The sequence below is a fragment of the Streptomyces sp. NPDC050534 genome, from assembly GCF_044457745.1.
GTDB lineage: Bacteria > Actinomycetota > Actinomycetes > Streptomycetales > Streptomycetaceae > Streptomyces.
Genome location: NZ_JBITHF010000025.1, coordinates 17,339 through 38,246, shown reverse-complemented (window position 1 = coordinate 38,246; position 20,908 = coordinate 17,339). Strand labels below are relative to the sequence as shown.

The window sequence follows — 20,908 nt, the reverse complement described above, 5'->3', positions numbered from 1 at the left end:
CCGGCCTCCAGTACGGACCAGCCTGCGAGCCGCAGGAGGACCCCACGGCGGGACCACAGGAAACGAAGGCCACGCGCGCGGAGGCCGTCGCGAGGCTCCTGCCGCCGGACCTTGTCCCTCATCCCGGCCCCCCGTCCCCGAACACCGCCCGGTACCCGTCCGTCCGCCACAGCTCCGCATGCGTCCCCACCGCCCGCACCCGCCCGCCGTCCAGCCACGCCACCGCGTCCGCCCGGGCCGCCGTGGCCGCCCGGTGGGCGATGAGGAGGCGGGTGTCGTGGGTGCCGTGGGTGAGGAGGGAGCCGGTGATCCGGGCTTCCGTCACCGTGTCGAGGCTGGAGAGCGCGTCGTCGAGGATGAGCAGGCGGCCGCCGTGGGCGAACGCGCGTGCCAGGCCGAGGCGTTGGGACTCGCCGCCGGAGCGCGGGGCGTCGGCGCACGGGGTGGCGTAGCCGTCCGGCAGGCGCCGTACGAAGTCGTCCGCGCACGCGAGGCGGGTCGCTTCGCGGACGGTCGCCGGGGAGAGGGGCCGCGGGCCGAGAGCGATCGCGTCCTCGACGGTCGTGCCGAGCAGGGCGGGACGTTCGAAGGCGTAGCCGACGGCCCGGCGCAGTTCGCCGTGGCTCAGGTCGCGCAGGGGGACGCCGTCGAGCAGGATCTCGCCGGCGTCCGGGTCGGCCAGGCGGCCGGCGAGCGCGGCGAGCAGCGACTTGCCCGCCCCGGAGCGGCCGACCAGAGCGAGCGTGGTGCCACCGGGGACGACGAGGTCGACGCCGTCGAGCACGGTGCGCCCGCCGCGCCGGGCCGTCACACCGCGCAGCTCCAAGCGCCCCGGGCCCGGCGGCAGCCGGCGGTCGCCGTGGGCGGTGGCCGGCTCCGAGAGGACCTCGGCCAGGCGCCCGGCGGCCGCCCTGGCCCGGGCCAGGCTCGCGAACTGGCCGACCAGCACGCCGACTCCGGTCGCGAGCACCGCGTACCGGGACGCCGCCAGCACCTCGCCGACCGACAGCCGATGCCGGGCCAGGAGCAGCCCGGCCACGGCGACGACCCCGAGCTGCAGCAGCGGCGCCACGGTGCTCGCCTGCGCCGCGGCCCGCCCCTGCACCCGCCACATGCGGTGTCCCGCGCGGGACAGTTCAGGCAGCGGCCGCAGGATCCGCGCCGCCTCCTTGTCCGCCGTGCCCGCCGCCTCGATGGTGCGGTGACCGGCGGCCGCCTCCGCCAGCGCGCCCGCGATCCGCCCCTGCACCTGCTGGTAGTCGGCCACGCAGCGGGTCGTGTCACGGGTGAAGGCGCGCAGCAGCAGGGTCAGTACCGGTGCCCCGGCCAGGAACACGGCCGCCAGCCACAGGTCGATGAGGCCGAGCGCGACCATGCCCCCGAGGGGTCCGGCGAGCGCGGCGAGGAGGGCGGCGCGGGCGGCCGGAGCCGTTCCCGCCTGGGAGGCGTTGCCGACGAGCCGGGCGACGAGGTCACCGGGCCCGAAGCGGGCCGCCGCGCGCGGGCCGACGGCCAGCACATGCTCCGTCAGCCGTCGCCGCAGCCACGCCGTCGTCCGTGCGTCGACGGTGCCGCCGAGCACGGTCTCGCACGCGTCGAGCAGCACGGCCAGCAGCACGAGGCCCGCGCAGCACAGCACCCAGCGGGTCGCGGGGGCGTGGGCCAGCAGCAGGTCGAGGGTGCGGCCGAGCGTGGCCGGCAGAAGCAGAGCGGCAGCGGTCGACGCCACACTCACCAGGCCCAGGGCCACACTTCGGGCCCCGCTGTGCCGGGTGGCGGAGTTCAGCAACCCGGCGGGATCTGCGGCACGAGTCGTCATGGTCGCCATACGACCGCTGCCTCGCATCCGGGGGTCGCAGGGGGAGGTCGCAGGGGGTGCGCAGGGCCCCGGGCGGACCGTCCCTCGCGGGAGCGGACCGCCCGGAGCCATGGGCGTTCGGTGAGCGTCAGACGCAGAGGATGACGCTCGCCGCGCTGACACAGGAAAGCAGGCTGACGGTGCTGCCGCCGCCTCCGCCGCCCGTGTGCTCGTCGGATTCCATCGTCTGCAGGTCGAGAAGTGCCATGGTGGTGTCCTTCCTTCGGTTTCCATCCGTGGGGACGGGGTTGGGTCACGACTCCGTCAGGTCGCGGAGCCGAGTCGTGGGAGCCGCCGCAGCGGCGGCAGGAACGGCAGGTGGGCGCTGCCTTCGCAGGCCGCCTCGAGCGCGAGCAGGCAGCCTGCCGTTCCGGTGGCGAGGTCCATGGAGAGCCGCATCATCTGGTGGCCGGGGAAGGCCAGTTGGCCTTCGTACGCCATCGCGTACCAGCCGAGTCCGTCGATCTGCTCGGCGAGCCGCCGGGCCGTCGCGTCCGGCTGCGTGGTGCGGGCGAGGTGCAGGATCAACCCGGCGCGGCCCTGGAAGAGCCCGGGCTGCGCGTAGAAGCGGGAGGTGGCGGAGACGAGGATGCCGGCGCGCGCCTTGTCGAACTCCGCGTCGTCGGTGTGCTCCAGGAAGTCGTCCAGGACCATGCCCAGTCCGGCGCTGCCGTCCCCGAGGTAGGGCAGCGTGCGCCAGCCCTCGTCGACCTCCAGACCCCCGCCGCTCGGCTGTACGACGCAGCACTCCAGGTCCCGGCTCAGCGCCTCACGGGCCGCCTCCAACAGCCGTGACTCACCGGTGCGTTCGTACTGGCGCAGCAGGAACAGCGCGGGACCGGCCGCTCCCCGCAGCAGTCCGGCCCGCCGCCTGCGCGTCTCGGGACGCGGCTCGGCGAGGCGCCGTACGAGAAGGTCCGCGGCCTCGGACGACCGCTCGCGCAGCTCCGGCTCGCCCGTGCGGTCGGCCAGTTCGCTGAGGACCAGGCCCAGGCCGGCCAGGCCGCCCTGGAGGTCGGAGGAGAGGTTCTGCCACCTCTCCGCGAGGACGACCTCGATCAGGTCCAGGGCCGGCTGCCGGTGGCCGAGGCGGTCGAGTACGTGGGCCACGCCCGCGAGTCCGTCGTACAGGCCGAGCGGTGTGCCGGCCGGCGGCGGGTCCGTGTGGGCCAGCAGCCAGCGCTCGCCCTCCTCGTACCGCTCGGCCCCGCTCTCGGCCAGCGCGTACAGCACTCCGGCCGCGCCGTACGCGAGTCCGAGGCCGCCGCCGTCGGAGAACTGGGCGATGTCGCCCGGGAAGAGCCGGTCGTCGCGCTCCGGGGTGGCCGAGGCGAGGATCGCCTTGACCATCGAGTCACGGCTGTGCGGCCGGTCGGCGGGCCGCACGTACGCCGGGGCGGCCGGGCCGGCGCCCCGGGTGATCTCCTCGACCGCCTCGTCCAGGAACTGCCGCGGCACGTCCGGGAATTGCTCCGCGATCACCTCGGCCAGATGCGCCGCCTTGCCCCGGTCGACCACGAACAGGGTGGTGATCGGCAGGAACAGCGCGAGCCGCAGGCAGGCGAGCGCATAGCGGTCGACGGCGGTGCCGGTGCGGTCGGGCGGGGCGAAGAAGCCCGGGTGGGCGACGACTTGGCGGCCGTTCTCCGCCACCGGGGCCGCCGCCTCGAAGTCGAGCAGGAACACCGACTCGTCGTCGGGGGCGACCATGATGTTGAAGACGTGCAGGTCGTTGAAGACGATGCCACGCGCGTGCACCGCCTCCACCGCGCGCTCCACCGCCCCGTGGATGCGTACCGCCCACTTGGTGTAGCGCGCCACGGCGTCGGGATCCGGGTCCGGCGTGAGCAGTGGATGCCGTTCCGCGAAGTAGGAGTTGAGCGGGCGCCCCTCGAGGAAGTCCATGACCAGGAACCGGTGGTCACCGAGGGTGAACCAGTCCCGCACCTCCGGCACCACACCGGTCCCCGCCACCTGTTCCAGGGCCTGCTTCTCGCGCTCCAGCCGGGCGATCGCGTCCGCACCGTCGGAGGCCAGCCCCGCGTGCGGCCGGCCCTCCTTGAGGACGACCTTGCGCCCGTCACGGGTGTCGGTGCCCGCGTACACCCCACCGCCGTTGGAGAAGTGCAGGGCCTTCTCGATGCGGTACGGCAGGTCGCCCACCGTCGTGGTGTTGCGGGCCGCCAGCTGCGGCTCCAGGAACGCGGGCAGGGTCACCCACTCCGGTACCTGGAAGGACGGCGCCCGCCGGTCCGGCACCAGCCGACCCTCGCCGTCGCGCACCGCGGGCACGAGCGAGCCCCGCTCGTCGACGGTGAAGGTGCGGGCGAAGGCGCCGTAGCGGACGTAGAGCGGACCGTCGTTCCAGCGCAGGTCGGTGAGGATGTACGGGCCTTCCAGACCCTCCAGCAGCGAGCCCAGCTCGCGCAGCACCTGCTGGAGCTGGTCCTCGTCGGCCGGGTAGACGGTGACGAACTTGCCGCTGGTGTCGCGGCCCGCGTACTTGGTGTTGCGCAGATGCAGCAGATGCGGGGCCGGCACGAACTTGAACGGGATGCGGCGCGGTACGCAGTAGTCCCACACGGCCGCGGCGATACGCTCCGCGTCGGCCCGCGTGGCCGAGGCGTGGATCTTCCAGCCCTGGGCCGGGCCCGGCACCGGGCTCCCGTCCGCACCGATCGGCTGCAGCATCAGCCAGTCGCCGATCCGCGCCGACGCCCAGCCCTCCGGCACCCGGCGGCGCGCGGTCCCGAACCAGGTCGCGTCCTGCTGTCCGGGTGCGCCGAGCCGGTCCGGCGTCTCGTAGAAGTGTCTGTCGGCGAGCGCGTACACCTCGTACCGCTTGTCCATACGTCCCCCTCTGTGGTCCGGCATCGAGATTTCCAGCCGGGAGGTGGCGCGGGACAGTCACGGGTGTCACCAGAACACCGTGCGATACGCATGCGTCAACACATGTTCGGCGGGTTTCGACCGGGCGGGTCCGGCAAGCCGCACGGAATGCGCACAGGGGCTGCGCGCGCGTCGCATACGCGCTGTAATACGGACGTGGTCAGTGAGGGCGCTGAGGGACGCAGAACTGGAACGCTGCGTGCCGAAGACGCCCTGAAAGCGCTCACCTCCGGTCCCGCCTCACCCGATCGGGTGCGCCGTGTCCTGGAACAGGCGCTCATCTTCGCCGGAGCGGCCTTCGTCGCCGTGTACGCGCCGGGCGAGGACGCCGACCTGCTGTGTCTCGCCGATGCGGCGGGTGTGCCGAGGACACTGTTCGGCCTGCGGGAGACCTATCCCCGCGCCGGCAGCTCCCCCGTGGCCCAGACGCACCGCTCCGGAAGCCCGGTGGCGCTCGGGCCGGAGGACGCGGGCGCCGGCGCGCAGGCGCGGGACTTCTTCCTCACGGTGCTTCCCGTGCCCGGGGACGGCGACGGCGGCGGCGCCTGTCTGCTGGCCGTCAGCGAGCGGCCCGACGGCTTCGACACCGAGGACCGCAAGTGCCTGGAGCTGATCGCCGACGCCGTCGGCTGTCCCACCCCGGCCCGGGCCCCCGAGGGCGGCGAGCTGCCGGCCAACGCGTTCAGCCTGGCCATGGACAGCGGCCGGGTCGCGGTCGGTGACGACATCCTGGAACTGTTCGCCCTCACCCGCGCCGAGTTCGACGGCAAGGTGGAGACGCTGCTGGGCCTGACCGTGCCCGAGGACCTGCCCTCGCTGATGTCCGTGGTCGAGGCCGACCACGCGGCCCTCGGCGACCGCGACCTGGAGTTCCGGGTCCTGCAGCCCTCCGGCCCGCCGATGTGGCTGCGGCTGCGCGGACGTCTGGTGCCCGGCGGCGACGGGCAGCCCGCCCGGCTCGAGGGCACGGTCGCCGACGCCTCCAAACTGCGTTCCGACGTCACCGACGTGGCCCGCGTGCAGCGCCTCGCGGCCATGCTGGCCACCGCGGGCACGGTCCTCGACGTCAGCCAGGCCGTGGTCTCCGCCCTGCGCAAGCCGTTGCAGGCCGACCGGATCGCCCTCGCCGAGCTGGAGGGCGACCGGCTCGTCGTGACGGTCCTCGACCCGCCCGAACCCGAGTCCTGGCCCGAGCTGTGGCGCCTGGAGTGGCGCTCCGAATGGCCCGACGCGTCCGTGCGCGCCATGCCCACCCTCGCCGCCGCCCTGCGGGAGGGCCGCGCACACATCTGGCCCGCCGGCACGCCCCTCGAACCCGCGCTCGCCGACGTCGGCCCCGGCGGACTCGCCGTCCTGCCGCTGCCCGCCGGCAACCGTATGGCCGGCGCCTGTCTGATCGGCTGGGACGCTCCGCACGACTTCGGCCCCGACGAACGCGCCCTGCTCACCGCCTCCGCCGGCCTCGCGGGCCAGGCCCTGATGCGCGCCCACGCCTTCGACGCCGAGCACGAACTCGTCGGCATGCTCCAGCGCCAGTTGCTGCCGCGCCGCCTGCCCGAGCTGCCCGGCGCGGTCGCCGTCGCCCGCTATCTGCCCACCACGGCCGGCCTGGAGGTCGGCGGCGACTGGTACGACGTGATCCCGCTGCCCGACAACCACGTCGCCCTCGTCATCGGCGACGTCCAGGGCCACAGCGCGGCGGCCGCCACCCTCATGGGCCAGATGCGCACCGCACTGCGCGCCTACGCCGTGGAGGGCCACCCGCCGGACGTCGTCGTCTCGCACGCCAACCGGCTCCTGGTCGACCTGGAGACCGACCTCTTCGCCACCTGCTGCTACGTCGACGTCGACATGGAGGAGGGCTCCGCCTGGTACGTCCGCGCGGGGCACCTGCCGCCCGTGCTGCGCCACCCGGACGGCAGCACCCACATGCCCGAGGCGGAGGGCGGACCGCCGCTCGGCGTGGTCGCACAGGCCGACTTCCCGATGAGCGTGCTGCGGCTCCAGCCCGGCACGGTGATAGCGCTGACCACCGACGGCCTGGTCGAGTCGGCCGGGGCCGACATCGACGTCGGCCTCGACCGCCTGGCCCACGAACTGTCGCTGGCCGACCCCGCCCACCTCGGCCAGGTCGCCGACGCCCTGCTCGGCAACGCCCACCGCAGCGACGACGTCGCCCTGCTCCTGCTGCGCTACGACGGCATGACGCTGCGCCCGCAGCGCGAGAGCTGGACGGTGTGGCGCGTCCCCGAGGCGGTCGGGCACACCCGCCGCTTCACCCGGCGCACGCTGCGCGCCTGGGGCGTGTCACGGGACGACGCCGACGCCGTGCTGCTCATCGTGTCCGAGCTCGTCACCAACGCCCTCGTGCACACCGACGGCCAGGTCCGCCTCGACCTCACGCTGCTGGAGAACCGGCTGCGCGTCTCGGTCGCCGACTCCTCGCCCCGCACCCCCGTCAAGCCGACCAGCATCGGCTGGGAGGCCACCGGCGGCCGGGGCATCCTCCTCGTGGAGGCCATGTCGGACACCTGGGGGACGGTGCCGGTCAGCGGGGGCAAGCAGGTGTGGGCCGAACTCCCGATCGGCCGGCTCTGATCGGCCTGCTCTGCTTGGCCGGCCCTGGTAGGCCCGCCTCGTTCAACGCGCCGTGACGTTGGCCGTGATCAGCCGCAGCAGCTGCTTGGCCAGGGCGTCCTGCTCAGGCGTCAGGCCCATGGCGTGACCGATGGCGAGGGGTACGGCGGCCGCCGCCTCCCGCAGCTGTGATCCGGCCGCAGTGAGCCGGATGGCGACCGACCGCTCGTCCTCCGTACGGCGTTCCCGGCGCAGCAGCCCGTTCGCCTCCAGCCGTTTCAGCAGCGGGGACAGGGTGCTGGACTCGAGCTGGAGCGAGGCGCCCAGTTCCCGTACGGAGATCGAGTCCTGCTCCCAGAGCACGAGCATGACCAGGTACTGCGGGTAGGTCAGGCCGAGTTCGTCGAGCAGCGGGCGATAGCGCGCGGTGACGGCGCGGGAGGCGGCGTACAGGGCGAAGCAGAGCTGGTCGTCGAGGAGCAGCGAGCCCTCGCTCGGTTCCGCTGCGGCTGGGCTCACGACGTGGCTCCCGGTTGGAGTGCTGTTCACGGCGGTCACACCCTATCGTTCGGGTCCGTTCGATTGTATCGAGCACAAACTGATACTGCCCTTATTAGTTGTGCACGACTTAATCGTGGACTACTGTTCAAGCCGTGCCGCAGCCCGCGGCAGCTCATCCGAGGAGGCGCCATGTCCACCGCACCCCGCCCCGTTCTCGAGGCCGCCGCCCAGGCCTTCGCCGAGGCCACCGCGAACCCGCCGTACCTGTTCGACCTCGGACCGGTCGAGGGCCGCAAGGCCGTCGACGAGGTGCAGTCCGGCGACATCGCCAAGCCGGCGGTCGACGAGGAGTGGATCACCGTGGCCGGCGGCCCCACCGGCCAGGTCCGCGCCCGCGTCGTCCGCCCGGCCGGCGCCGCCGGCACCCTCCCGGTGATCCTCTACATCCACGGCGCGGGCTGGGTCTTCGGCAACGCCCACACCCACGACCGGCTGGTGCGCGAACTGGCCGTCGGCGCCGGTGCCGCGGTCGTCTTCCCCGAGTACGACCTCTCGCCCGAGGCCCGCTACCCGGTCGCCATCGAGCAGAATTACGCCGTCGCGCAGTGGGTCGTCGAACAGGGCGCGTCGAAGAACCTCGACGCCTCCCGCATGGCCGTGGCCGGCGACTCGGTCGGCGGTAACATGACCGCCGCCCTGACCCTGATGGCCAAACAGCGCGGCGATGTGCGGCTGGTCCAGCAGGTGCTGTTCTACCCGGTGACCGACGCGAACTTCGACACGCCCTCCTACCACCAGTTCGCGGAGGGCTACTTCCTGCGCCGGGACGCCATGCAGTGGTTCTGGGACCAGTACACGACCGACGAGGCGGAGCGCGCCCAGATCACCGCCTCCCCACTGCGCGCCACCACCGAGCAGCTCACCGGCCTGCCGCCGGCCCTCGTCATCACCGGCGAGGCCGACGTCCTGCGCGACGAGGGCGAGGCGTACGCGAACAAGCTGCGCGAGGCCGGCGTCCCGGTCACCGCGATCCGCCACCAGGGCGTCATCCACGACTTCGTCATGCTCAACGCCCTGCGGGAGACCCACGCGGCCGAGGCCGCCATCGCCCAGGCCGTCACCACCCTGCGCGGGGCACTGGGCACCGCCTGACCGTCGAGCCTCGGTGGCCGCCCGGGCCCGCCGGGCCCGGGCGGCGGCCGTGGCCCGGTCGCGCGGTCCCTGGCGGCGAGCGGCGTTTCGTCCGGCCGCCGCGGGGGACCCGAAAGCGGGCGTCGACGTAGGAAGAGGATGAGTCACCGTGACCGCGCAGACCACTGACAAGCTCGTGATACGCCGGCCCGAGTCCGGCTGGTCGAAGGCGCGGCGCCTGCGGGGCAAGGGCGTCGTGCGGACCTGCATCCCGGCCGTCCCCGAGAGCGACGCGACCCGGACGGACCAGTACGGCCCGGAGGAGAACATCGTGCGGGGCGAGGACTGAAACCGGGCGCATGACCGGCCCGTGGGACGGCTCAGTCCTTACCAAGAAGCCACCTAGTAAACGTTCGCCTTACCGTGATCGACGCTAGGGTGAAGCAGATGAAGGCTCTCGTGCTGTCCGGCGGTGCCGGTACCCGATTGAGGCCGATCACACACACATCGGCCAAGCAACTAGTCCCCGTGGCCAACAAGGCCGTGCTCTTCTATGGACTGGAATCCATCGCGGAGGCCGGTATCACCGAGGTGGGCGTCATCGTGGGTGACACCGCTGAGGAGATCCAGGAATCTGTCGGCGACGGATCGAAGTTCGGGCTGGAGATCACCTACATTCCACAGGAGCGGCCCCTCGGGCTGGCCCACGCGGTGCTGATCGCGCGGGACTGGCTGGGTGACGACGACTTCGTCATGTATCTCGGCGACAACTTCATCGTCGGCGGCATCAGCCCCCTCGTCGACGAGTTCCGCCGCAACCGGCCCGACGCCCAGATCCTGCTCACCAAGGTGGCGGACCCGCGCGCCTTCGGCGTCGCCGAGCTCGACGCCGAAGGCCAGGTCGTCGGCCTCGAGGAGAAGCCGAAGGACCCCAAGAGCGACCTGGCCCTGGTGGGCGTCTACCTGTTCACGCCCCGCATCCACGACGCGGTGCGCGCCATCCGGCCGTCCTGGCGGGGCGAGCTGGAGATCACCCACGCCATCCAGCAGCTGATCGACGAGCATGCCGACGTGCGCTGCACCGTCATCAAGGGCTACTGGAAGGACACCGGCAACGTCGTCGACATGCTGGAGGTCAACCGCACGGTCCTGGAGACCCTCGACCGCCGCATCGACGGTGAGATCGACGAGGCCTCCGAGGCGATCGGGCGCGTGGTCCTGGAGGAGGGCGCGCGCATCGTGCGCTCACGCGTCGTCGGTCCCGTCGTGATCGGCGCGGGCACGGTGGTGCAGGACTCCTACGTCGGCCCGTTCACCTCCGTCGCGGAGAACTGCCGGATCACCGACAGCGAGCTCGAGTTCTCCATCGTCCTGCGCGACTCCTCGATCCTCGGAGTGGGCCGGATCGAGAACTCCCTGATCGGCAGGCACGCCGAGGTGACACCGGCGCCCAACGTGCCCAGCGCCCACCGCCTCGTCCTCGGAGACCACAGCAAGGTGCAGATCCATACATGAACCTCCTCGTCACCGGCGCCGCCGGATTCATCGGCTCCTGCTACGTCCGCACCCTGCTGGCCTCCGGCGCGCCCGAGGGGCTCCGGATCACCGTGCTGGACAAGCTCACCTACGCCGGGAACCTCGACAACCTCGATCTCGAACACCCCCAACTCCAGTTCGTCCAGGGCGACATCCGCGACGCCGAACTCGTCGACAAGCTGATGGGCGAGGCGGACCAGGTGGTGCACTTCGCCGCCGAGTCCCATGTGGACCGCTCGATCGCCGGCGCGACCGACTTCGTGCTGACCAACGTCGTGGGCACCCAGATCCTGCTGGACGCGGCCCTGCGCCACCGGGTGGGCCCCTTCGTGCACATCTCCACCGACGAGGTCTACGGCTCGATCGAGTCGGGCTCCTGGCCGGAGGACCATCCGCTGAGCCCCAACTCGCCGTACTCCGCCTCCAAGGCGTCCTCCGACCTCCTCGCCCTGGCCTACCACCGCACCCACGGCCTGGACGTGCGCGTGACCCGCTGCTCCAACAACTACGGGCCGCACCAGTACCCCGAGAAGGTCATCCCGCTGTTCGTCAGCAACCTCCTGGACGGCAAGAAGGTCCCGCTCTACGGCGAGGGCCTCAACGTCCGCGACTGGCTGCACGTCGAGGACCACTGCCGGGGCATCGAACTCGTCCGCACCAAGGGCCGGCCGGGGGAGGTGTACAACATCGGCGGCGGCACCGAGCTCAGCAACAAGGAGCTCACCGGCCTGCTGCTGGAAGCCTGCGGGGCGGGCTGGGACCGCGTGGAGTACGTCGAGGACCGCAAGGGCCACGACCTGCGCTACTCGGTCGACTGGAGCAAGGCCCGGGACGAGCTGGGCTACCGCCCGCGCCACGACTTCACCACCGGCCTCGCCGACACCGTCGCCTGGTACAGGGACAACCGCGCCTGGTGGGAGCCCCTGAAGGGGCGGTCGGCATGAGGTGGCTGGTGACGGGGGCCGGCGGCATGCTCGGCCGGGACACGGTCGACGAGCTGGCCCGGCGCGGCGAGGACGTGGTGGGCCTGGACCGCGCCGCCCTCGACATCACCCAACAGGCGGCTGTCGACGAGGTGTTGGCCGAACAGCGCCCCGACCTGGTGGTCAACTGCGCCGCGTACACGGCGGTGGACGACGCCGAGACCGACGAGGAACGGGCCCTGCTGATCAACGGCGACGGCCCCCGCCACCTCGCCCGCGCCTGCGCGGCGAACGGCGCCCGCATGATCCACGTCTCCACCGACTACGTCTTCGCGGGCGACGCAGGCACCCCGTACCCGGAGGACCACCCCACCGCGCCGCACACCGCCTACGGCCGTACGAAGCTCGCCGGGGAGCAGGCCGTGGCGAAGGAGCTCCCCACATCGAGCGCAATCGTGCGAACCGCTTGGCTCTACGGGGTCCACGGGCGTAGTTTCGTCCGCACGATGATCGATCTGGAGTCACGCCGCGACACCCTCGACGTCGTCGAAGACCAGCGCGGACAGCCCACGTGGAGCGCGGACGTCGCCGCACGCCTCGCCGACCTGGGCCCGCACCTGGGGCGCGGCGCGAGCGGTGTCTTCCATGCCACCAGCTCCGGCGAGGCCAGCTGGTACGAGCTGGCCCGCGAGGTCTTCAGGGGCCTGGGCGCCGATCCCGACCGGGTGCGGCCCGTGGGCAGTGAGGCCTTTGTCCGGCCCGCGCCCCGGCCCGCCTACAGCGTCCTGGCCCACGGCCGCTGGCAGGAGCTCGGCCTGCCGCCTCTGCGCGACTGGCAGGCCGCCCTGCACGAAGCTCTTCCACTGATCCGCAAGGAGTCCCTTCGTGAAACGCCATGAGTTCCTGCGGGAACTGCACAAGGTCACCGCAAACCGCAACTACCTGGAGATCGGAGTCAACGACGGCCGCAGCCTCACGTTGTCGCGCGTCCCCAGTGTCGCGGTCGACCCCGCCTTCAAGGTGGTCACGGAGATCAAGTGCGACGTCCACCTGGTGAAGGCCACCAGTGACGACTTCTTCGCCCGCGAAAACCCGCTGCAGTACCTGCGCGGCGGCCGGCACCCCGTGCGCAACCTGCGCCGGGGCCGCAGCCCCGTCGGGTACTGGCGGCGCACCACGCTGGACCTGGCGTTCATCGACGGCATGCACCTCTTCGAGTTCGCGCTGCGCGACTTCATGAACATCGAGAAGTACGCCGACTGGGGAAGCGTGATCGTCTTCGACGACATGCTGCCGCGCAGCATCGACGAGGCGGCCCGCGACCGGCACACCACGGCGTGGACCGGCGACGTCTACAAGGTCATCGAGATCCTGACCCGCTACCGGCCGGACCTCAAGCTGGTCCTCGTCGACACCCAGCCCACCGGCCAGCTCGTCATCTTCGGCGCGGACCCCAAGAACACCGTGCTGACGGACAAGTACGACGAGATCATGGCCGAGTTCGACGTGCCGGACCCGCAGAAGGTGCCCGAGGCGGTCCTGGAGCGGGTCAAGGCGGTCAAGCCCGAGGAGCTGATGGGCGCCGACTTCTGGAAGGCCATGGTCCGTGCCCGCAATCTCGGCCTGAGCAGGGCCCGCGGCTGGAAGGCGCTGAGCTCGGCCCTGGAGCCGTACGCGGTCAGTCGCTGACCCCGCTGCGCAGCTTCTCGTAGTAGGCGGTGCAGGCCCCGTACGACGGCAGCAGTCCGTCCCGCTGCGCCTCGGCCAGCGACGGGGCCTCGGCGTCCTTCGGCGACAGCAGCGGGCGGATGCCCTCGGGCCAGGTGATCCCCAGCTCCGGGTCCAGGGCATGCACACAGCGCTCGCGCTCGGGCGCGTAGCCCTCCGACGTCAGGTACACCACGGTGGCGTCGTCGGTCAGGGCCATGAAGGCGTGCCCGAGCCCCTCCGCGATGAACAGCGCGTGCCGGTTGTCGTCGTCGAGGCGCACCGCCTCCCACTGCGCGAACGTGGGCGAGCCGACGCGCAGGTCGACCACCACGTCGAGGATCGCGCCGCGCACGCAGGTGACGTACTTGGCCTGCCCGGGCGGCACGTCGGCGAAGTGCAGCCCGCGCACGACGCCCCATCGGGAGACCGAGCAGTTGGCCTGCTTCAGCGCCAGGTCGTACCCGGTGGCCTCGCGGAACTCCGTGCCGCGGTACCACTCGTGGAAGCTGCCCCGCTCGTCCGGGAAGGCCTTCGGCTCGAGCGCCCAGGCGCCCTCAATCCCCAGTGATCGCACTCTGTCACGCCTTTCCGGCTTTGGTCTTCGAATCGGTGCGTCGGCCGAGTACCACGGCGAGCTTCCGCCGCACCCTGCGGGCCAGCCGTCGCAGGGCCGAGGGCTGTGGAGCCCGTGCCACCGCGACCGAGTGGGAGTTCGCGCGCAGGGAGAGCGGCAGCGGCAGGAAGCGCCGTTCGGCGGCGTCGGGGGCCGCGCACAGGGCGGTCCGCCAGGTCGCGCCGCTGAGGTCGGCGACGGGCAGGCCGGCCTCCAGCACGGCTCCGTCCCCGGCCGGGGAGAGCGTGCCGGGCGTCTCGACCGACCGGGCGGGCGAGGTGAGCCGCAGCAGCACCGCCGTGCCGGCCGGCACGTGCAGCGGCAGCGGCACGCGCAACCGGTTCCCCGACAGGTCCACGGCGTCGGGCGAGACGCCGGCCAGCCCCAGCCGCTTGCTCGCGCGGTCGACGTCCAGGGAGAGATGACCGTGCTGGTCCGTCCAGTACGGCAGGACCACGTGCCCGGCCACGACGGCGGCGGAGGTGGCGGCGCGGGCCTTGCGCGGGCCCGGTCCGATGCGGGCCTCCTTGCTCCAACCGCCCACCCTGGCACGGGCGTAGGTGTCCCACAGCCCGATGCGCAGCGGTGCGCCTTCCACCGCGCCGGCGGGGTCGAAGGTGACCGTCGCGCGCAGCACCAGGCGGACGCGCCCGCTGTCCTCCACCGGCACGATCTCGCGGGTGACCTCGACCGGCTGGAAGTACTGGGCGCCGCTGGAGCGTTCGCGCACCAGCAGGTCCAACGTCGCCTGCCCGAACTGGGCGACGGTGTCGGCGCCCACCCAGGCGATCGCCTCGTCGGCGCTTGCGGGCGGGCCGTCCAGCGGGGTGGGGACACTGCTGCCGGGGAACGTCAACGGCGCGCCGCCAGAGGTGAGTTCGGCGGCGTAGTCGAACTTCAGCCTGCCCTCCCGCCACTCGAGCGCGCCGGGCCGGGCGCGCAGCGTGAGCCCGGCCTCCCACTCGGCGAAGGCCACGAGGTCGTCGTACCGGTAGGCGCTGATCAGTGAGGCCACGACCTGCTGCGTGGGCGGCAGTCCGGCGGCGACGGCGGGGCCGAAGCGCTCGGTGACGACGTGGTGGATCTCCTCGAACTGCTTGCGCCGGTAGTCGTCGGGCATGGCGAGGAAGCGCTTGGCGCGCATCCGCTCGACCATCTCGACGCGCAGCCAGCGCCGGAAGAGGCTGTCGCGGAGCGGGCCCGGCTCGGTGTACCGCTCGACGACGTCGAGCGCCTCCCGCAAGTTCTTGAAGTACCCGACGGGATCGAAGCGTTGGAAGCCCGCGTTGGAGGAGTCGTCGCGGCGGACGTGGTAGTAGCAGACGTAGTCGCCGATGACGGAGACGTTGGCGGCGCGCAGATAGGCCTCCACCACGAAGACATGGTCCTCGAGCCGCCTTCTGCCCTCGGGGAAGCGCAGGCCGATCTCGTCGAGGAAGGCCCGGCGGAACATCTTGTGCGGGGTGAGGCTGTCGATGAGCGGGGCGTCCTCGACGCTCGCGCGCGGCCGGTTGCTGCGGAACAGCTCCACGGGCACCTGGCGGCCCTGGCCGGCCATCTTGCCGACGACGACGTCGGCGCCGTTCGCCACGCCGTAGCCGTACATCCGCTCCAGGGCCTCGTCGCCGAGGTGGTCGTCGTTGTCGACGAACATGACGAACTCGCCCTGTGCGGCGGCGATTCCGACGTTGCGGGGCTTGCCCGACCAGCCGGAGTTCTCCTGGTGGATCACCCTGACCCGGGGCTCGTCCGCTGCCAGCGCGTCGAGCCGGGCCGGGGTCTCGTCGGTGGATCCGTCGTCGACGAAGATCACTTCGTACTCGTCGGGCGGGAGGGACTGCCTGAGCAGCGAGGCGATGCAGTCCTCGATGTACGGCCCCGGATTGTAGACGGGGACGATGACGCTGACCTTTACCGGCATCGTGCTCCGGGCCCCCTCGGGTCGCTCGCCGTGTGGATGCGGGTGGCCAGATGCTATCTCCGCCGGGGGCTTCGTCCCACTCCGGGGCCTTCCGCCGCGTCTCGGCGGGTCGGTCAGGTGTGCGTCTTGGCGAGAAGTTCCAGGATCTCCGCCGTGGTGCCCCGCTCGCCCAGGCGCGGGAAGATCCGCTCGACGCTGTTGCGGTGGGCCTCGGGGTCCAGGTCGGTCATGGCGTCGGTGGCGAGGGTGACGTGGTAGCCGTGCTCGTGGGCCGCGCGGGCGGTGGACTCCACGCCGATGCTGGTGGCGACACCCGTCAGGACGATCTGCGTGACACCGCGGCGCCGCAGCTGGACGTCGAGGTCGGTGCCGTGGAAGGCACCCCAGTTGCGCTTGGTGACGGTGATGTCGCCGGGGTGACCGGCCAGTTCGCCGACTATGGCGTCCCAGCCGTCGGGGCGGGTCCCGCCCGGGCGGGACGCCTCGTTGCGGCCGGGGACGGCGTCCGCGCCGTCGTCGGCGAAGGAGACCCGCACCAGGACGACGGGCAGGTCCCGGGCGCGGAAGGCGTCGGCGAGCCCGGCCGTACGCGTGACGACCTCGGTGGTGGTGTACGGCTGGGCGGGCGCGGCGACGATGCCGGCCTGGAGGTCGATCACGACGAGGGCGGTGCGCGGGTCGAGGGCGGTGACGGTCATGGGGGGCCTTTCGAAGGGTGCGGGTGTGCTGCTCGGTGAACGGTCGGTCCGCAGACGCCGGGAGGCGAGAGCCGGGAGCCGGGAGCGGGGGAGTGTCAGGGCCGGGTGAGCCGCTCCAGCAGTGTCAGCCCCTCCAGCACCGCCTGCCGCTCTTCCTCGGTGAAACGGTCCTGGAGGGCGCGGGCCAGCCACTCCTCGCGCGCCTGCCGGTCGCCCTCGACCCGTTGCCGCCCCGCGTCGGTCAGCGTGACGAGCTGGCGGCGGCCGTCGTCCGGGTCGGGACTGCGCCGGATCAGCCCGTGCCGGTCGAGTGCGGCGAGCGTGGTGGCCATCGACTGCGGCCGTACGCCCTCGGCGACGGCCAGCGCGCTCGCCGTCGCGGCGCCGTGCTTGGCGACCAGGGTGAGGGCGGAGACCTGGGGCGGTGTCAGCTCCTCGCTCTCCGCGACCTCCCTGATGCGGCGGCGCAGCCGGCTGAACACGACCCGCAGATCGCGCGCGGCACGGGCGGCGGAGTCGGAGATGCCCTCGGCGGGGTCGGCGGCCTTTCCGTTCATGGGTCCACCGTAAAACCGTGCAGCAAAACTGTCCAGCCCAGCCTGAACAGTTTCACCTGTAGATTTCCGGAAGTGCCCTCAACTTGGGTTCGGCCGACGCACCGGAGGGCCGGCTCACCCCGCGGCGCCGGCGCCCTGCCTAGGCTGCCGTCGTGCGCCTTCTGCTGACGACCGACACCCACCTCCCCAAGCGCGCCAAGGAGCTGCCTGCCCCGCTCCTGGCCGAACTACCGCGCGCCGACGTCGTGTTCCACGCCGGGGACTGGGTCGACACCGACACCCTCGACCTGCTGGAGGCCCGCTGCCGCAGACTCGTCGGCGTCCACGGCAACAACGACGGTCCGGCGCTGCGGGCCCGGTTGCCCGAGGTGGCGTACGCCGAACTCGGCGGCCTGCGCTTCGGATGCGTGCACGAGACGGGCGCGGCGCAGGGCCGCGAGGCGCGCTGCGCCGCCCGGTTCCCGGACCTCGACGTCCTGGTCTTCGGGCACAGCCACATCCCGTGGGACACCACCGCCCCGGGCGGCCTGCGGCTGCTCAACCCCGGCTCACCGACGGACCGCCGCCGCCAGCCCCACTGCACGTACATGACCGCCACCGTCGCCGACGGCCTGCTCACGGACGTGGAACTGCACCGGCTGCCCCGCGGTTAGCCGCCTGTTCCGGCGCGCGGCAGCGGGGGCACCCGGCAGCGGCGCCCGCACGTGGCCGCCGGTGCGCGGTGGCGTTGTCAGACCCGCCTGTTACCAAGGAACCATGACTGGATCACCGGCAACGCTCCTGCGGCGCGCAGTGAACCCGGTACGGCACCAGGGCTCGCCGCGCACCGTCCTGCTCGTCATGTGCACCGGGTACTTCCTGGTGCTGCTCGACGTCACCATCGTCAACGTCGCGCTGCCCGACATAGGTTCGGGCCTGGGCACCGACGTCGGCGGCCTGCAGTGGGTGGTGGACGGCTACGCGCTGGCGCTGGCCGCGCTGATGCTGACCAGCGGGACGGCCGGAGATCTCTACGGGCACCGCAGGGTGGTGCTCGCCGGACTCGTCGTCTTCGGCGCCGGCTCGCTCGCCTGCGGAATCGCGCCGGACGTCCCGGTCCTCGTCGCGGCCCGCGTGATCCAGGGCGTCGGCGCGGCACTGCTGCTCCCGGGCACCCTGGCCATCATCAGCCGCGCGTTCCCGGGCGATGCCGCACGGGCACGGGCCATCGGCGTCTGGGCCGGCATCGGGAGCCTCGCCCTGCCCGCGGGACCGCTGCTCGGGGGCGCGCTCGTCGAGGCCCTGGGCTGGCGGGCGATCTTCCTGCTGAACGTGCCGATCGTGCTGGTGGCCCTGGTGTGGGCCGCGGCGATCGTGCGCGAGAGCAGGGACAAAAACGCCCGCCGACCCGACGTGCCCGGACTGCTGCTCGCCGGTGTGCTGCTGCTGGCGACGACGTACGCCTTCATCGAGGGCGGCCGCGCGGGCGCCGGCGCGCCGCAGGTGCTCGTGGCGGCCGTGGTCGCGATCCTCGCCGTGCCCGCGCTGGCCGCGGTCGAACTGCGCCGCGGGGACGACGCGATGCTGCCCGTGGCGCTGCTGCGGCGCCCGGTCTTCGACACGGCGAACGTGGTGGCCGGGATCATGAACCTGGGCACGCTCGGAACGCTGTTCGTGCTGATGCTGTTCCTTCAGTCGGTACAGGGCCGCTCCGCGCTGCTCGCGGGCGCGACGGTGATACCGCTGTTCGCCCCGCTCGCCGTCGTCGCGCCGTTCGGCGGGCGCATCACGAGCCGGATCGGGGCACGTCTGCCGGCCACCGTGGGGCTGCTCATGGGCACGGCGGGGCTCGCGCTCCTGGTCCTGGCCGGACCGCACTCGTCGTATCCGGTCCTGCTGCCCGCCTTCCTGCTGTGGGGCGCGGGCATGGGCCTCCTGACCCCGGCGGTCGTCGCCGCGGCCATCGGGGCCGTCCCCGCCGAGCGCGCGGGACTGGCCTCCGCGATGAACAACACCGCACGTCAGACGGGCGGCGCGATAGGCATCGCGGTGGCGGGCGCGGTCGCGGGTGAGCCCGGCGACGGGGCGCGTTTCGTACGGGGATTCCACACGGTGGCGCTGGGAGCCGCGGGCCTTTACGCGGCCGCCGCGGTGCTCGCGCTGGTCATCCTGCCCGGAGTGCTCTTCCCGGGCGGCGGCGAGAGGTGATCCGGACGCTACGACTCAGCAGGATCCGGGCCGCTTCATGCGAATGGAAGCGGCCCGGGCGCTGCGAGTGTGCGTTGTCACGGACCTCCTTCCCGCAGAAGGTGCTGTGTGCGCGGAGTCCCTTTCGCCTCCGTTGAGCGGCGACTACCCCTTTCCCTACGGCTCACACATCGAAATTCGGTGGATCTGAGCCCGCGGTCCCGGTGAACTGGACCGCGTGCTGATCGACGAAACGCTCGTACGCCGTCTGCTCGCTTCCCAGTTCCCGCAATGGGCCCACCTTCCGGTCGCCCCGGTGCCGCAGTCCGGCATGGACAACGCCACCTTCCGGCTCGGCGAAGAACTGTCCGTCCGTCTGCCGCGCTACGCCCACTGGGCCGGCCAGGTGGAGCGCGAGCACCGCTGGCTGCCGCGCCTGGCCCCGCACCTGCCGCTGCCCGTCTCCCGGCCGCTGGCCAAGGGCGAGCCCGGCGAGGGCTACCCGTACCCCTGGTCCGTCTACCGGTGGCTGGACGGCACGACGATGACGCCCGACGGCCTGGCGGACCCGGTCCGCACCGCCCTCGACCTCGCCGGATTTCTCACCGCGCTGCAGGCCGTCGACGCCGCCGGCGGGCCCGGCCCGGAGCAGAGCAACGCCTTCCGGGGCGTGCCCCTCGGCGACTCTCGTGACTCGATCGCCGTGGAGGCCCGCGTCCGGCCCAAGATCGAGGCGCTGAAGGGCACGGGACTCGTCGACACCGACGCGGTCACCGAGGTGTGGGAGGAGGCACTCGCGGCGCCCGCCTGGGAGAAGCCGCCGGTATGGATCCACGGCGACCTGGACGCGGGCAACTTCCTGACCCGGAACGGCAGGCTCAGCGCGGTCATCGACTTCGGCACGCTGGCCGTGGCCGACCCCGCCGTGGATCTGGTCCCGGCCTGGAAGGTGCTGCCCGCACAGGCACGGGACGTCTTCCGCGAACGGGTCGGCGCGGACGACGCGACCTGGGCACGGGGCCGCGGCTGGGCGCTCGCCGGTTCGCTGCCGGTGCCGGACGATCCCTACTTCCGGGATCACCCGGCGCGGACCACCGCGGCTCTGCACCACCTGGAGCAGATCATCGCCGACCATCGGGGGAGCGCCCCCTGACATACCGGCCCGCCGGCCGTCAGTGCCGCCGCCTCCGCCGCAGCCCCAGGACAACCACCGCCACCACGAGAGCAGCCACGGCTCCGACCGCCGCCCGTTTGGCCACCGGCAGTCCGGCCGTACGGAGCAGGTCGATGGGCTCCGCCTCCGCGGGCGGCTGCCTGACCGGGGCCGCCTTCCCGCCCTCTGCCGTCTGCTCGCCCGCCGCGGGCTCCTCCTCCGCCGCGGGTGCGCCGATCCGCTCCGACAGGCAGTCGGCGAACTGACCGATGATCCGGTCGCCGACCTCCGCCATCACACCGCGCCCGAACTGCGCCGGCCGCCCGGTCACCGTCAGATCGGTCTGCACCGACACGGCCGTACCGCCGTCGCGCTCGGCCATCGTGGCGGTCACCCTGGCGCGCGCGGTGCCCTGACCGCGGGTCTCCCGGCCACTGGCGGTCAGCACCATCCGGCGCGCCGCCTCGTCCTGCTCGTCGAAGACCGCGGTGCCCTTGTAGGTGACGGTCACCGGACCCACCTTGACCTTCACCGAGCCGGTGACGGTCTTGCCGTCGTAGTCCTCGACGGTCGCCCCGGGCATGCACGGCGCCACGCGCTCGATGTCGAGGAGCGTCCCCCAGGCGTCGTCGACCGGGACCGGCACGGTGAACTCGTGGTGCAGTTCCATGACTT

At 72.6% G+C, this 20,908-nt stretch carries 19 protein-coding genes; 10 read left to right on the top strand and 9 right to left on the bottom strand.

Translation table 11 applies throughout. The features are described 5' to 3' along the window. Nucleotides 1-118: 118 nt before the first annotated feature. From ACIBN2_RS45200 to lanKC, 3 genes are all read right to left on the bottom strand, one after another. Nucleotides 119-1,819, bottom strand: coding sequence for an ATP-binding cassette domain-containing protein (locus ACIBN2_RS45200; RefSeq protein WP_399143622.1), 1,701 nt, complete (start codon nt 1,817-1,819; stop codon nt 119-121). Nucleotides 1,820-1,946: 127 nt separating this feature from the next. Continuing rightward, complete coding sequence (locus tag ACIBN2_RS45195; RefSeq protein WP_399143621.1) at nt 1,947-2,066, bottom strand: SapB/AmfS family lanthipeptide; 120 nt, start codon at nt 2,064-2,066, stop codon at nt 1,947-1,949. Between the two features lie 56 nt (nt 2,067-2,122). Next, complete coding sequence (gene lanKC, locus ACIBN2_RS45190; protein WP_399143620.1) at nt 2,123-4,708, bottom strand: class III lanthionine synthetase LanKC; 2,586 nt, start codon at nt 4,706-4,708, stop codon at nt 2,123-2,125. A gap of 147 nt (nt 4,709-4,855) precedes the next feature. Here lanKC and ACIBN2_RS45185 point away from each other — a divergent pair, with 147 nt between their 5' ends. Next, a complete protein-coding gene (locus ACIBN2_RS45185; protein WP_399143651.1) occupies nt 4,856-7,345 on the top strand; it encodes a SpoIIE family protein phosphatase in 2,490 nt (829 codons plus the stop codon). Nucleotides 7,346-7,387: 42 nt separating this feature from the next. Here ACIBN2_RS45185 and ACIBN2_RS45180 read toward each other — a convergent pair whose 3' ends face one another. Further along, the gene (locus tag ACIBN2_RS45180) at nt 7,388-7,843 is read right to left on the bottom strand and encodes a MarR family winged helix-turn-helix transcriptional regulator (RefSeq protein WP_399143619.1); all 456 of its coding nucleotides are present in this window, start codon (nt 7,841-7,843) and stop codon (nt 7,388-7,390) included. Between the two features lie 171 nt (nt 7,844-8,014). Between ACIBN2_RS45180 and ACIBN2_RS45175 the strand changes: the two genes are divergently transcribed. The 6 genes from ACIBN2_RS45175 (at nt 8,015) to ACIBN2_RS45150 (ending at nt 13,104) form a co-directional block, all read left to right on the top strand. Continuing rightward, a complete protein-coding gene (locus ACIBN2_RS45175) occupies nt 8,015-8,977 on the top strand; it encodes an alpha/beta hydrolase (RefSeq protein ID WP_399143618.1) in 963 nt (320 codons plus the stop codon). A 148-nt stretch (nt 8,978-9,125) separates the two neighbouring features. Continuing rightward, complete coding sequence (locus ACIBN2_RS45170; RefSeq protein ID WP_399143617.1) at nt 9,126-9,305, top strand: hypothetical protein; 180 nt, start codon at nt 9,126-9,128, stop codon at nt 9,303-9,305. Between the two features lie 98 nt (nt 9,306-9,403). Then, a complete protein-coding gene (locus ACIBN2_RS45165) occupies nt 9,404-10,471 on the top strand; it encodes a glucose-1-phosphate thymidylyltransferase (protein WP_399143616.1) in 1,068 nt (355 codons plus the stop codon). Continuing rightward, the gene (gene rfbB / locus ACIBN2_RS45160; RefSeq protein WP_399143615.1) at nt 10,468-11,436 is read left to right on the top strand and encodes a dTDP-glucose 4,6-dehydratase; all 969 of its coding nucleotides are present in this window, start codon (nt 10,468-10,470) and stop codon (nt 11,434-11,436) included. The genes ACIBN2_RS45165 and rfbB overlap by 4 nt, the downstream gene beginning before the upstream one ends. Further along, nucleotides 11,433-12,314: a dTDP-4-dehydrorhamnose reductase gene (gene rfbD / locus ACIBN2_RS45155; RefSeq protein WP_399143614.1), complete on the top strand. Its 882-nt coding sequence runs from the start codon at nt 11,433-11,435 to the stop codon at nt 12,312-12,314. The genes rfbB and rfbD overlap by 4 nt, the downstream gene beginning before the upstream one ends. Beyond that, the gene (locus ACIBN2_RS45150; RefSeq protein ID WP_399143613.1) at nt 12,301-13,104 is read left to right on the top strand and encodes a class I SAM-dependent methyltransferase; all 804 of its coding nucleotides are present in this window, start codon (nt 12,301-12,303) and stop codon (nt 13,102-13,104) included. The genes rfbD and ACIBN2_RS45150 overlap by 14 nt, the downstream gene beginning before the upstream one ends. On the opposite strand, the gene rfbC is transcribed toward ACIBN2_RS45150, so the two are convergent. From rfbC to ACIBN2_RS45130, 4 genes are all read right to left on the bottom strand, one after another. After that, complete coding sequence (gene rfbC, locus ACIBN2_RS45145; protein ID WP_399143612.1) at nt 13,094-13,699, bottom strand: dTDP-4-dehydrorhamnose 3,5-epimerase; 606 nt, start codon at nt 13,697-13,699, stop codon at nt 13,094-13,096. The genes ACIBN2_RS45150 and rfbC overlap by 11 nt on opposite strands. 4 nt (nt 13,700-13,703) lie before the next feature. After that, nucleotides 13,704-15,659, bottom strand: a complete 1,956-nt coding sequence (locus ACIBN2_RS45140) for a glycosyltransferase family 2 protein (RefSeq protein WP_399143611.1) — start codon at nt 15,657-15,659, stop codon at nt 13,704-13,706. 113 nt (nt 15,660-15,772) lie between these two features. Continuing rightward, entirely contained in the window at nt 15,773-16,357 is a 585-nt protein-coding gene (locus ACIBN2_RS45135) for a hydrolase (protein ID WP_399143610.1), read from the bottom strand. A gap of 95 nt (nt 16,358-16,452) precedes the next feature. Next, nucleotides 16,453-16,914, bottom strand: coding sequence for a MarR family winged helix-turn-helix transcriptional regulator (locus ACIBN2_RS45130; RefSeq protein ID WP_399143609.1), 462 nt, complete (start codon nt 16,912-16,914; stop codon nt 16,453-16,455). A 152-nt stretch (nt 16,915-17,066) separates the two neighbouring features. Between ACIBN2_RS45130 and ACIBN2_RS45125 the strand changes: the two genes are divergently transcribed. The 3 genes from ACIBN2_RS45125 (at nt 17,067) to ACIBN2_RS45115 (ending at nt 20,233) form a co-directional block, all read left to right on the top strand. Continuing rightward, nucleotides 17,067-17,567, top strand: coding sequence for a metallophosphoesterase family protein (locus tag ACIBN2_RS45125; protein WP_399143608.1), 501 nt, complete (start codon nt 17,067-17,069; stop codon nt 17,565-17,567). 103 nt (nt 17,568-17,670) lie between these two features. After that, nucleotides 17,671-19,101 (top strand): MFS transporter, encoded by a 1,431-nt coding sequence (locus ACIBN2_RS45120; RefSeq protein WP_399143607.1) that lies wholly within the window; start codon nt 17,671-17,673, stop codon nt 19,099-19,101. A gap of 217 nt (nt 19,102-19,318) precedes the next feature. Next, nucleotides 19,319-20,233 (top strand): aminoglycoside phosphotransferase family protein, encoded by a 915-nt coding sequence (locus ACIBN2_RS45115; RefSeq protein WP_399143606.1) that lies wholly within the window; start codon nt 19,319-19,321, stop codon nt 20,231-20,233. 19 nt (nt 20,234-20,252) lie between these two features. Here ACIBN2_RS45115 and ACIBN2_RS45110 read toward each other — a convergent pair whose 3' ends face one another. Beyond that, entirely contained in the window at nt 20,253-20,903 is a 651-nt protein-coding gene (locus ACIBN2_RS45110) for an SRPBCC family protein (RefSeq protein ID WP_399143605.1), read from the bottom strand. Between the last annotated feature and the right edge of the window lie 5 nt (nt 20,904-20,908).